At 55.8% G+C, this 13,160-nt stretch carries 11 protein-coding genes; 10 read left to right on the top strand and 1 reads right to left on the bottom strand.

Translation table 11 applies throughout. The annotated features are described in order from the left end of the window. Nucleotides 1-180: 180 nt before the first annotated feature. From prfC to mrdA, 10 genes are all read left to right on the top strand, one after another. Nucleotides 181-1,767, top strand: coding sequence for a peptide chain release factor 3 (prfC, locus tag AC6I8I_RS16305; protein ID WP_031377074.1), 1,587 nt, complete (start codon nt 181-183; stop codon nt 1,765-1,767). Between the two features lie 259 nt (nt 1,768-2,026). After that, nucleotides 2,027-2,641, top strand: coding sequence for a molecular chaperone OsmY (gene osmY, locus AC6I8I_RS16300; protein ID WP_312053367.1), 615 nt, complete (start codon nt 2,027-2,029; stop codon nt 2,639-2,641). 101 nt (nt 2,642-2,742) lie between these two features. Continuing rightward, nucleotides 2,743-2,904: a DUF1328 domain-containing protein gene (locus AC6I8I_RS16295; protein ID WP_003848537.1), complete on the top strand. Its 162-nt coding sequence runs from the start codon at nt 2,743-2,745 to the stop codon at nt 2,902-2,904. Between the two features lie 226 nt (nt 2,905-3,130). Further along, nucleotides 3,131-4,180: a patatin-like phospholipase family protein gene (locus tag AC6I8I_RS16290; protein WP_497828075.1), complete on the top strand. Its 1,050-nt coding sequence runs from the start codon at nt 3,131-3,133 to the stop codon at nt 4,178-4,180. Beyond that, complete coding sequence (locus tag AC6I8I_RS16285) at nt 4,177-4,989, top strand: TatD family hydrolase (RefSeq protein ID WP_497828074.1); 813 nt, start codon at nt 4,177-4,179, stop codon at nt 4,987-4,989. The genes AC6I8I_RS16290 and AC6I8I_RS16285 overlap by 4 nt, the downstream gene beginning before the upstream one ends. Before the next feature lie 284 nt (nt 4,990-5,273). Beyond that, entirely contained in the window at nt 5,274-6,053 is a 780-nt protein-coding gene (deoC, locus tag AC6I8I_RS16280) for a deoxyribose-phosphate aldolase (protein WP_312053046.1), read from the top strand. 66 nt (nt 6,054-6,119) lie between these two features. Further along, the gene (gene deoA, locus AC6I8I_RS16275) at nt 6,120-7,448 is read left to right on the top strand and encodes a thymidine phosphorylase (RefSeq protein WP_312053044.1); all 1,329 of its coding nucleotides are present in this window, start codon (nt 6,120-6,122) and stop codon (nt 7,446-7,448) included. A gap of 95 nt (nt 7,449-7,543) precedes the next feature. Further along, nucleotides 7,544-8,767 (top strand): phosphopentomutase, encoded by a 1,224-nt coding sequence (gene deoB / locus AC6I8I_RS16270; RefSeq protein WP_046289240.1) that lies wholly within the window; start codon nt 7,544-7,546, stop codon nt 8,765-8,767. Nucleotides 8,768-8,796: 29 nt separating this feature from the next. Then, nucleotides 8,797-9,510: a purine-nucleoside phosphorylase gene (gene deoD / locus AC6I8I_RS16265; RefSeq protein ID WP_497828073.1), complete on the top strand. Its 714-nt coding sequence runs from the start codon at nt 8,797-8,799 to the stop codon at nt 9,508-9,510. A 214-nt stretch (nt 9,511-9,724) separates the two neighbouring features. Further along, on the top strand, nt 9,725-11,608 hold the full coding sequence (gene mrdA / locus AC6I8I_RS16260; RefSeq protein ID WP_497828072.1) for a penicillin-binding protein 2: 1,884 nt from the start codon (nt 9,725-9,727) through the stop codon (nt 11,606-11,608). Between the two features lie 40 nt (nt 11,609-11,648). Here mrdA and AC6I8I_RS16255 read toward each other — a convergent pair whose 3' ends face one another. Beyond that, on the bottom strand, nt 11,649-12,968 hold the full coding sequence (locus tag AC6I8I_RS16255; protein ID WP_497828071.1) for a methyl-accepting chemotaxis protein: 1,320 nt from the start codon (nt 12,966-12,968) through the stop codon (nt 11,649-11,651). Nucleotides 12,969-13,160: the final 192 nt, after the last annotated feature.

The following is a 13,160-nucleotide window of genomic DNA, read 5'->3' as shown; positions in this document are numbered from 1 at the left end:
CTATGCCGCCTTAAAGCTGACCAGGTAACCGGAATTCACGCCAATGTAACTTCGCGCTGACCCGCCGACGACGTAATGTCGCCTTCGGCACCGTTTACCCGCCGGTAAGGTTCTGCCGGCCACCGTGATTTATCAGCAGCGCCAGACCGACAGCGCTGCTCCATTGAGAAGAATTCACTCATGTCTAATCCCTTTTTAGAAGAGGTGGCACGCCGCCGCACCTTCGCGATCATTTCGCACCCGGATGCCGGTAAAACCACCATTACCGAAAAAGTCCTGCTGTTCGGACAGGCTATCCAGACCGCCGGTACGGTAAAAGGCCGTGGCTCGAATCAGCACGCCAAATCCGACTGGATGGAAATGGAGAAACAACGTGGTATCTCCATCACCACCTCGGTGATGCAGTTCCCTTACCGTGAAAGCCTGGTCAACCTGCTGGATACCCCGGGCCACGAAGATTTCTCGGAAGATACCTACCGCACCCTGACGGCGGTTGACTGCTGTCTGATGGTGATCGACGCCGCCAAAGGCGTTGAGGATCGTACCCGTAAGCTGATGGAAGTAACCCGTCTGCGCGATACGCCGATCCTGACCTTTATGAACAAACTTGACCGTGACATCCGCGATCCGATGGAGCTGCTGGATGAGGTCGAAAGCGAACTCAAAATCGCCTGTGCGCCGATTACCTGGCCCATCGGCTGCGGCAAGTTGTTTAAAGGGGTTTACCACCTTTATAACGATGAAACCTATCTCTACCAGACCGGTAAAGGCCACACCATTCAGGAAGTGCGTATCGTTAAGGGGCTGAACAACCCGGATCTCGATACCGCGGTGGGTGAAGATCTGGCGGCGCAGCTGCGTGAAGAGCTGGAGCTGGTGCAGGGCGCATCACACGAGTTCGAGCAGGAAGCGTTCCTCAATGGTGAGCTGTCGCCGGTATTCTTCGGTACTGCACTGGGTAATTTCGGCGTGGATCATATGCTGGATGGCCTGGTGTCATGGGCACCGCGTCCGATGCCGCGTAAAACCGATACCCGTACCGTCGAAGCCAGCGAAGAGAAATTTACCGGCTTTGTGTTCAAGATTCAGGCCAATATGGACCCGAAACACCGCGACCGCGTGGCCTTTATGCGCGTGGTGTCGGGTAAATATGAAAAAGGAATGAAGCTGCGTCAGGTCCGCACCGGCAAAGATGTGGTGATTTCCGACGCGCTGACCTTTATGGCGGGCGACCGTTCTCATGTTGAAGAAGCCTATCCTGGCGACATCATCGGCCTGCATAACCACGGCACTATTCAGATCGGCGATACCTTCACCCAGGGTGAAAACATGAAGTTCACCGGTATTCCGAACTTCGCGCCGGAGCTGTTCCGTCGTATTCGCCTGCGCGATCCGCTGAAGCAGAAACAGCTGCTGAAAGGGCTGGTTCAGCTGTCGGAAGAGGGTGCGGTGCAGGTGTTCCGTCCGGTACACAACAACGATCTGATCGTGGGGGCCGTCGGGGTGCTGCAGTTCGACGTGGTGGTGGCGCGTCTGAAGAGCGAATATAACGTCGAAGCGATTTACGAAGCGATCAACGTCTCTACCGCGCGTTGGGTTGAGTGTGACGATGCGAAAAAATTCGAAGACTTCCAGCGTAAAAACGAGGTTAACCTCGCGCTGGATGGCGGCGATAATTTGACTTATATCGCGCCGACCATGGTGAACCTGAATATTACCCAGGAACGTTATCCTGACGTCAGATTCCGCAAAACCCGCGAGCACTGATCGCACGCTATCCGGGCCATTCCAGCAGGAAATGGCCCTGTTTTCCCCGCTACAGACTCCTCCTAAAAAACTGCTTTTCCTCTCGTTTTGACGTGTGATCAACCAGTTAGCCAGGCAAAAAGCGAAATGCGGTCTATGATTATTCTATCGGACGGCGGAAGAGACTTCTCTTGTCCTTACGTCCTGTAACCCAGCGGCACCCTGTGCTGCTGTTGCGCCCACAGTTTTGGGCGAGTTAACTGATAGAAGGAATATATCGATGAACAAGACTAAGATTGCCAAAACCCTGATGGCTGCAATGATTGGCTCAGCACTGATCGGCGGCAGCGCGCTGGCTGACGAGTCGCTTTCCCAGAAAGCGTCGCAGACCGCAGACAGCACAGGTGCGAAAATCGATAGTTCTATGAAAAAAGTCGATGGTTATATGGATGACAGCGGCATCACCGCCAAAGCCAAAGCGGCTCTGGTTGATGATGACGCGATTAAAAGTACGGATATTTCGGTAAAAACCCACCAGGGCGTGGTGACCTTAAGCGGTTTCGTCACTTCCCAGGATCAGGCCGAAAAGGCTGTGGCCGTGGTGCAGAAAATCGAAGGTGTTAAATCCGTCAGCGACAAACTACACGTTAAAGACAGCAAATCTCAATCAATGAAGGGTTATGCGGGCGATGCCGCTACGACCAGCGAAATTAAAGCTAAGCTATTAGCGGATGACATTGTTCCGTCGCGCAACGTAAAAGTTGAAACCACCGACGGCGTTGTTCAGCTTTCAGGCCACGTTGCTAATCAGGCACAGTCAGACCGTGCTGAAAGCATCGCGAAAGCCATTGAAGGCGTGAAAAGCGTTAAGAATGACCTGACGGTTAAATCTTAATGGTAACCGTGCGGCCGCGTCACTGCTGGCCGCACGGATAAAAGATACCCATCCGGGGATGAAATAAGCAGTTCGATTTTCAATAGGGTAAGGAGAGGCTTATGTTTCGTTGGGGCATTATTTTTCTGGTGATCGCACTGATTGCTGCAGCGTTAGGTTTTGGTGGTTTAGCGGGTACAGCAGCATGGGCAGCTAAAGTTGTCTTCGTTGTTGGTATTATTCTGTTCCTCATCAGCCTGTTTACCGGCCGTAAAAAGCTTTAGCCGATGAGTCCTGCAGTTTAATGCAAAGCAAGTAAGCATAAAGCGGAGACCAGTCATCCGTAGCCAGATCGGTGAGAAGTGGGATTTTTTCACCCGGCTACATGGACTACCCCCACTGCGCGGGCTGTCCGGCTAAGGGATTGTATGACTGGTTCTCCGGAATGCTGCTGGATAGAAGTAAGTATCCATCAGCTTGCCCGTCGGAACCCCATTCGAGGTTCACACAGTGGGTATTCGCATTCCTGTTACGCTCGGCGCTATCGAACCTCTTGCGCTGGCTCCTTTCAAATCGCATAAAATTGCGCTGGTCTGTGAAGGCGGCGGTCAACGCGGCATTTTCACCGCCGGGGTGCTTGATGAATTCCAGCTTGCCCGTTTTAATCCGTTTCACCTGCTGCTCGGCACCTCTGCGGGTGCACAAAACCTCTCGGCGTTTGTCTGTGGCCAGCCAGGCTATGCCCGCCGCGTGATCACCCGTTACACCACCAATAAACTGTTTTTTGATCCGCTGCGTTTTGTTCGCGGCGGTAATCTGATCGATCTCGACTGGCTGGTGGAAACCACCCGCAGTGAATTTCCACTGGCGATGACTCACGCTGAAAAAATGTTCTCGCGCGGGCTTGAGTTCTATATGTGCGCCTGCCGCAGCGACGATTATACGCCCGGCTATTTCACCCCCACGGCGGACAACTGGCTGGAGCTGATTAAAGCCTCCAGCGCCATTCCCGGCTTCTACCGGCTTGGCGTCAATCTTGAAGGGATTAGCTATCTGGATGGCGGCATCAGCGATGCGATTCCGGTGCGGGAAGCGGCGCGCCGTGGCGCAGACACCATTGTGGTGATCCGCACCGTGCCTTCTCAGATGTTTTATACGCCGAAATGGATTAAGCGGATGGAGCGCTGGCTAAGCGCCGGTGCCTTTCAGCCGATGATTAACGTGCTCAATCACCATGAAAAAAGCTACCGGGAAATTCAGCAGTTTATTGAAAATCCGCCCGGTGACTTACGGATTATAGAGATCTTTCCACCGCATGTGCTGGCCAGCAGCGCGCTCGGCAGCCGTATTTCGTCACTGAATCAGGATTACCATCTTGGACGGCGCTGCGGCCGCTATTTCCTCGCCACGCTGGGCCAGTGGTTAAGCGACGCAGAGCCCATCACGCCGCGTATCGTCACGCCGCCGGCACCGGTGGCCAATGCGCCGGACAACCGCGAGATTATTACGCCGCCGCTGGCGGATAATGATGCTGATTACGATAAAGGATCGCTGGCATGAAGTTTATCGATACCCACTGTCATTTTGATTTCCCGCCGTTTGAGGGCGATACCGTTGCCAGCCTGGCGCGGGCTGCGGCGGCTGGCGTCGAGAAGATCATCATCCCGGCGATCGATGCCAGCCGCTTCAGCCGGGTGTGCGAACTGGCGGCCGGACATGCTGCGCTCTACGCCGCACTCGGACTGCATCCGATCGCTATAGAAGCACATCAGGAAGCGCATCTCGATCAGCTGGAGCAGAGGCTTAAGCAGCGACCGCCTAAGCTGGTGGCGATCGGTGAGATCGGGCTGGATCTTTATCGCGACGATCCGCAGTTTGATAAGCAACAACGCTTTCTGGATGCTCAGCTTAAGCTGGCGAAACGCTATGATCTGCCGGTGATCCTGCACTCGCGTCGCACCCATGACAAACTGGCCCAGCATCTGCGTCGCCACGATCTGCCGCGTCGTGGTGTGGTACATGGTTTCGCCGGCAGTCGGCAACAGGCGCAGGCGTTTATTAAGCTCGGCTATGCGATTGGCGTCGGCGGCACCATCACCTATGAGCGCGCCAGCAAAACCCGCCAGACGCTGGCACAACTGCCGCTCTCCTCGTTGCTGCTGGAAACGGATGCACCGGATATGCCGTTAAAAGGCTTTCAGGGCCAGCCTAACCGACCTGAACGGGCGCGCCAGGTATGGGAGACGCTTTGCACCCTGCGCGATGAGCCACCTGAAGTGATTGCCGGGGCGCTGTGGCGTAACAGCCAGCAGTTGTTTCAGCTCGATCCCGCTTTTCCCGCCATTCGTAATGAACCCGCTAAGCTTTAAACTATGCTCTCAACTAATGCCCACAACCTATGCCCACAACCTATACCTGCAACCTATGCCGGTCCGCGCCACTAAATGTGATAATAGTAACATTTCGCTGACTGGCGTATAATGGGCTGTTAACGGCGTTAAATGCGATTCTGATCACGGTAAGCGTGGCATAATTGCACCATTTTCTTATTCTGATGTGACTGCTGGCACATAACAGGCCGCCTGACGGTGTTATTATTATAACATTCCGCCGGCCAGCCGGTGGATCGCACCCCGATCCTTTGGAGAGCCTCATGACCGATATCAAACAGCAAGCCCTGCGTGCCCTGAAACTGATGGATTTAACCACCCTGAATGACGACGACACTGACGAAAAAGTGATCGCACTTTGTCATCAGGCAAAATCGCCGGTGGGTAACACCGCAGCCATCTGCATCTATCCGCGCTTTATTCCGATTGCGCGTAAAACGCTGCGTGAGCAGGGTACGCCAGAGATCCGCATCGCCACGGTGACCAATTTCCCGCACGGCAATGACGACATTGAGATTGCGCTGGCTGAAACCCGCGCCGCTATCGCCTACGGTGCCGATGAAGTGGATGTGGTGTTCCCGTACCGCGCGCTGATCGCCGGTAACAGTCAGGTCGGTTTTGATCTGGTGAAAGCCTGTAAGACCGCCTGTGCTGAGGCCAACGTACTGCTGAAAGTGATTATTGAAACCGGTGAACTGAAGCAGGAAGCGCTGATCCGTCAGGCGTCTGAAATCGCAATTGATGCCGGTGCTGACTTCATCAAAACCTCTACCGGTAAAGTCCCGGTCAACGCCACGCCTGAAGTGGCGCAGATCATGATGAGCGTCATCCGTGATAAAGGCGTCAGCCAGCAGGTCGGTTTCAAACCGGCAGGTGGCGTACGCACCGCTGAAGATGCCGCCATCTATCTGCAACTGGCGGAAGATACGCTGGGTGCAGAATGGGCCGACGCGCGTCACTTCCGCTTTGGCGCATCGAGCCTGCTGGCGAGTCTGCTGAATACTCTGGGTCATCAGAGCGAGACCAGCAAAGCCGGTTATTAAACTCATCCTGTGGCGGTCACCGACCGCCTCTGTCACACCGCATTTCCCTGAGCCAAGGGGGCTACCTTGTTCCTGCCACAAGAAATTATTCGCAAAAAACGTGACGGTCACGCGCTGACTGAGGCTGAAATCCGCTTCTTCATCAACGGTGTTCGTGATAACAGCGTCTCTGAAGGCCAGATTGCCGCGCTGGCCATGACCATCTATTTTCATGACATGACGCTGCCTGAGCGCGTGGCGCTGACCATGGCGATGCGGGATTCTGGTACCGTGCTGAACTGGAAATCGCTCAATCTGAATGGGCCGGTGGTGGATAAGCATTCGACCGGCGGCGTTGGCGATGTCACGTCGCTGATGCTCGGACCAATGGTGGCCGCATGCGGTGGTTATATTCCGATGATCTCCGGCCGTGGCCTCGGTCATACCGGCGGCACGCTGGATAAGCTGGAAGCGATTCCGGGCTTTGACATCTTCCCCAGCGATGACCGCTTCCGGGAGATCATCAAACAGGTCGGGGTGGCGATTATCGGCCAGACCAACTCACTGGCTCCGGCCGACAAACGCTTCTACGCCACGCGTGACATTACCGCCACCGTAGACTCGATCCCGCTGATTACCGCCTCGATTCTGGCAAAGAAACTGGCGGAAGGGCTGGATGCGCTGGTGATGGATGTCAAAGTAGGCTCAGGCGCCTTTATGCCAACCTATGAAGCCTCCGAGGATCTGGCGCAGTCGATTGTTGGCGTAGCCAACGGAGCCGGCTGCCAGACCACCGCACTGCTCACCGATATGAACCAGGTGCTGGCTTCGTCAGCCGGAAACGCACTGGAAGTGCGGGAAGCGGTGCGCTTCCTGACCGGTGAACAGCGCAACCCGCGCCTGCTGGAAGTGACGCTGGCGCTGTGCAGCGAAATGCTGATTTCCGGCAAGCTGGCGGCTAATGAGACAGAAGCGCGCCAGCAGCTGATGAAGGTGCTGGATAACGGCAGGGCGGCAGAGGTTTTTGCCCGCATGGTGGCGGCGCAGAACGGGCCGGCCGATTTTGTCGAGCGCTACGATGCCTATCTGCCTGCGCCAATGCTGAGCAAGGCGGTCTACGCCGACCAGCCTGGCATTGTCAGCAGCATGGATACCCGGGCGCTCGGTCTGGCAGTGGTGGCGCTGGGCGGCGGACGCCAGCGTGCCAGCGACAGCATCGATTACAGCGTTGGCTTAAGCGAGATGATCACCCTCGGTGAACGTGCCGATGCGCAGCGCCCGCTGGCGATAATCCACGCCAGCAACGAAGCGCAGTGGCAACAGGCTGCCGCTGCGGTCAAAGCCGCGCTGGTGATCGGCGATAGCGCGCCAGCCGCTACGCCAGTGGTTTATCGTCGTGTGAGCGATGTCAGTTAATCGGGCAGTAATCGGTGCCAGCGGCAACGCATTCGGGTATACTGATCTGATCGCTTTTTTTTGACTTGTCACGCGCCATTGCGCAGGAGACTTGCATGAAACGTGCTTTTATTATGGTTCTCGACTCCTTCGGGATCGGCTCCAGTAAAGATGCCGATAAATTCGGTGACGCAGGTTCAGATACGCTTGGTCACATCGCTGAAGCCTGTTTCAAAGGTGAAGCGGACAAAGGCCGTAAAGGGCCTTTACATCTGCCTAATCTGACCGCGCTGGGTCTGGGTAAGGCCGCAGAGCTTTCGACTGGCCGCTTCCCGGCGGGCCTTGACCCGAACGCGAAGATCACCGGCGCTTACGCTTACGCCAGCGAAATCTCGTCAGGTAAAGATACGCCGTCAGGCCACTGGGAAATCGCCGGGGTTCCGGTGCTGTTTGACTGGGGCTACTTCAGCGATCAGGAGAACAGTTTCCCGCAGGAACTGCTCGATAAGCTGGTGCAGCGCGCTGAGCTGCCAGGCTACCTCGGTAACTGCCACTCTTCGGGGACGGTGATTCTCGATCAGCTGGGTGAAGAGCACATGAAAACCGGCAAGCCGATTTTCTACACCTCTGCGGACTCGGTATTCCAGATTGCCTGTCATGAAGAGACCTTTGGCCTGGATCGCCTCTATGCGCTGTGCGAAATTGCCCGCGAAGAGCTGACGGAAGGCGGCTATAACATCGGCCGCGTTATCGCCCGTCCGTTTGTCGGCGACAAAGCCGGTCACTTCGAACGTACCGGTAACCGTCACGATCTGGCGGTTGAGCCGCCGTCAGCCACCATGCTGAAAAAGCTGGTGGATGAGAAGGGCGGTCAGGTGATTTCGGTGGGTAAAATCGCGGACATCTACGCTGAGCAGGGCATCACCAAAAAGGTCAAAGCGACCGGTCTGGATGCGCTGTTTGACGCCACGATTCAGGAGATGAAAATCGCGCCGGATCACTCGATTGTCTTCACCAACTTTGTCGACTTCGACTCGACGTGGGGACATCGCCGTGATGTCGCCGGTTATGCTGGCGGACTGGAACTGTTTGACCGTCGCCTGCCGGAGCTGATGGAGCTGGTGGGCGAGGATGACATTCTGATCCTGACCGCTGACCACGGCTGCGATCCGACCTGGCAAGGCACCGAACACACCCGTGAGCACATTCCGATTCTGATTTACGGACCGAAAGTTGAGCCGGGTTCACTCGGTTATCGCGAAACCTTCGCCGATATTGGTCAGACAATTGCACACTATTTTGGCCTGTCCGACATGGACTATGGCAAGAACATGCTGTAACCCAGCGATTTAACAAGGATAAAGTAACAATGGCAACTCCGCATATTAATGCCGAAATGGGTGATTTCGCTGACGTCGTTCTGATGCCGGGCGACCCGCTGCGCGCGAAACACATTGCAGAAACCTTCCTGGAAAACCCGGTTGAAGTGAACAATGTGCGCGGCATGCTGGGCTACACCGGCACCTACAAAGGCCGTAAAGTCTCGGTAATGGGCCACGGCATGGGCATTCCTTCCTGCTCGATCTACACCAAAGAGCTGATCACCGACTTCGGTGTGAAGAAAATCATTCGTGTAGGTTCCTGTGGCGCGGTCCGTGCAGACGTTAAACTGCGCGACATCGTGATTGGTATGGGTGCCTGCACCGATTCCAAAGTAAACCGGATGCGTTTCAAAGATCACGATTTCGCGGCGATTGCTGATTTCGACATGGTGCGTAACGCCGTCGATGCAGCCAAAAATCTGGGTGTTGAAGCCCGCGTCGGTAACATCTTCTCCGCCGATCTGTTCTACACCCCGGATCCGCAGATGTTCGATGTGATGGAAAAATATGGCATCCTCGGCGTAGAGATGGAAGCGGCTGGCATCTACGGCGTGGCGGCAGAGTTCGGTGCTAAAGCGCTGACCATCTGCACCGTATCGGACCACATCCGTACTCACGAGCAGACCTCTGCCGCTGAACGTCAGACCACCTTCAACGACATGATTAAAATTGCGCTGGAGTCGGTGCTGCTGGGGGATTAATCCATCCGGCGGGTAACGTTACCGCCTGCAGCCTGCCGGGTCCTCTTCTGATGAGGAGGACCCGATCTTCTTCGCCTTATCCGTCCTGTAACATTCACATCAAATGACACACTTTTCGCCAGGCTTGTGCATCTTCGCGCTGGTGCCCCGGCGATCGCGCTTTATCATGTTGCGGAACAACAAATAATAAATAACCGCCTGATAATGCTGCCTGATGAATTTTCGTAATTTCGACGCTGAAGAGAAACTGTTTGCCCGTCGCGCGACGGTAGCTTTCGCTCTGGTCTGTCTCTGCTTCACTGTTCTTGCTGTGAATCTGTATCGCCTGCAGGTGCGCGACCACAGCTACTATCAGACCCGATCCAACCAGAACGACATCAAAATGATCCCCATCGCCCCGACGCGCGGGCTGATTTATGACCGCAACGGCATTCCGCTGGTACGCAACGTCAGCTGGTACGCCATCACTCTGACGCCGTATAAAATCACCGATATGCAGGCCACGCTGCGGGCGCTGACGCCGATCCTTGACCTGACACCTGATGAGATTGAAACCTTCCGGCATGCGTTAAAACAGACCAGCCGCTACAAGCCGGTGGTGCTGAAAGAGGAGCTGAGCGAGGAGCAGGTGGGCCGCTTCGCGGTTAACCAGTTTCGTTTTAGCGGTGCCAGTATCGAAGTTTATCAGGATCGTGAATATCCCTACGGTGCCGATCTGGCGCACGTGCTCGGTTATGTGTCGAAAATCAACGATAACGACTACAAACGGCTGAATGCGGCAGGCATCGCCGAGAACTACGCCGCTGACCACAACATCGGTAAACAGGGCATTGAAGGCTATTACGAAACTCTGCTGCACGGTAAGCCGGGCTATCAGGAAGTGGAAGTGGATAACCACGGCCGCATCGTGCGGGTGCTGAAAGAGGTGCCGCCGGCGGCCGGGAAAAACCTCACCCTGACGCTGGATCTGCATCTGCAGCAGTACGCCGAAAGCCTGCTGGCCGGCCAGCGAGCAGCGCTGCTGATTGAGGACCCGCGTGACGGTTCGGTGCTGGCGATGGTTTCCAGTCCCAGCTACGACCCTAATCCGTTCGTGAAGGGCATCAGCTATCAGGCCTACAAATCGCTGCTGCAGAATAAGGATCTGCCGCTGATCAATCGCGTTACCCAGGGGCTCTATCCTCCCGCCTCGACGGTGAAGCCCTATATGGCGATGTCTGCGCTGTTGACCCATGTGATTACGCCGCAGTCGCAGTTCTTTGGCGCGCCCACCTGGACGCTGCCGGGCACCGATCGCCGCTATCGCGACTGGAAAAAAACCGGCCACGGCATGCTGGATGTTACGCGGGCGATTGAGGAGTCTGCCGATACCTTCTTCTATCAGGTGGCGTTCATGATGGGCATCGACCGTATCCACACCCTGCTCAGTCAGTTTGGTTACGGCAAATCGACCGGCATCGACCTGAATGAAGAGTACAACGGCTTATTGCCGAGCCGCGAGTGGAAGCAGAAGGTGCACAAAAAAGCCTGGTATCAGGGCGACACCATTTCAGTCGGCATCGGTCAGGGCTACTGGATCGCGACGCCGATTCAGATGGAAAAAGCGATGGTAGCGCTGATTAATAACGGTCGGGTGATTGCGCCGCACCTGCTGCAGAAAGCGCAGCGCGGTAACCAGGTAGAGAACTATCAACCGAAACAGCCGGCGGCGCAGATTGGCGATCCGCATTCGCCGTACTGGTCACTGGTGCGCCACGCGATGTTTGGTATGGCGAATGCGCCTAACGGCACCGGCTATAAATATTTTCATACCGCACCTTATGGCATCGCAGCGAAAAGTGGCACCTCGCAGGTGTTTGGTCTGCGACAGAACCAGACCTATAACGCCAAAATGATCCCGGTCCGGCTGCGTGACCATATCTTCTATACCGCGTTTGCGCCGTTTAACGCGCCTAAAGTGGCGGTGACGCTGATACTGGAAAATGGCGGTGGGGAAGGGGTGACGGCAGCACCGGTGATGCGTGCCATTCTGGATCACATCTTTATTCCGCCCGCGCCAGAAGCACCAGAAGCGCCGGAGGCGGCAGAGAAGAAGTAGCGGTGCAGGGGTAAAAAAAGGGGCCATGGCCCCTTTGATGTTAAGATTTCAGCGTCTCGGTGACGTGGCTGATGGCGCGCACCACATCCGTTGCGCCTTCACGAATTTCCGCAATCACGCCGCCCGCTTCCTGCGCCAGCTGCACCCCCTGATCGGCGCGCTTCAGGTTCGATTCAATTCCCTTCAGCGCCTTATTCGCCAGCAGGTGATTTTGCTGTACCCGGCTCTCAATCTCTGCGGTGGCGCGGTTGATGTTGGCCGCCAGCGTTCTGACTTCGTTGGCAACCACGGCAAAGCTGCGGCCATGGGCGCCCGCTCGCGCCGCTTCAATCGCCGCATTCAGCGCCAGCAGATTGGTCTGATCGGCAATGCGGCGAATGCTCTCCACGATAAAGCCGATGCGGTCTGACGATTCGCTCAGGCCGGAGATATCGCCGGAAATTCCCTGCAGTTCCCCCGCCAGCGCGTTCATGGTCTGCACGCTATTAGCGATCACCTCTGCACCGACGCGGGTGCTTTCGTTGGTCTGCAATGCGGTGTGATAGGCCCGTTGTGCCGCCTCACGTTCCTGCTGATTCTTCTCAACCTGGGCGGTGACGTCGGTGGCAAATTTCACCACTTTATACAGTTTGCCCTGCTGGTCGAACACCGGATTGTAGGTGGCGCGCAGCCAGACGGTTCGGCCCTGTTTATTCACCCGGGGAAACTGACCCGAGATAAATTCACCGTGATTCAGCTGCTGCCAGAGTTCACTGTATTCGCGGCTGTTACGGATCGCCTCTGAACAGAACAGACTGTGGTGCACACCCTGAATTTCCTCACGACAGTATCCCATGGTCTTAAGGAAATTGTCGTTGGCTTTGAGCACTTCGCCTTTCAGGTTAAAGGCGATCACCGCCATTGAGCGCTCAATCGCATTGGTCATTGCGCGCTGCTCTTGTGCATCGTTTATGTGGCTGGTGATGTCGGTCGCCAGCTTAACGATCTTAAATACCCGTCCGTGGCGATCCTGCACCGGCACATAGTTGGCTTCGAGCCACACCGGTCGGCTGTTTTTGGCGACGCGGAGAAACTTGTCGCTGAAACTTTCGCCCCGGTTCAGCCGCAGCCAGAAGTCTTTGTAGTCGCTGGATTGCAGCTGATCCGGCGTACAGAACAGGCTGTGATGCTGGCCCGCAATTTCTGCCAGCGTGTAGCCCATCCGCTCAAGAAACAGGGCATTTGCGCCGATAACGGTGCCATCGGCCGTGAACTCAATCATGGCGATCGAGTCGTTAAGCGAGGTGAGGGTTGCTGCGGAGTGTGTACGCTTCTGCCAACTGAGGCGGGAAGCAATTCCTGATGTAATGGTGTAAAACATGGTGATCCTTATTATTAGTGTTGGTCTCGTCACATTTATCGGCCTGGTAGCGCCACAATTCAGCCTCAACGGGCATCCAGGTTGAAATTTCGGCAGCCGATAGCACGATTTTTACCGGCAGCGGCGGGGCGGGCAGGCAGGTTTGATGGAAAAGCCGTCAGTCGATTTCATTTTGTTGAAAAGCGTTTGACG

This window comes from Pantoea sp. X-Soil-YNGN-775 (assembly GCF_059730575.1).
The sequence above is the reverse complement of the archived record's forward strand: the minus strand, read 5'-3'. Positions and strand labels throughout refer to the sequence as shown.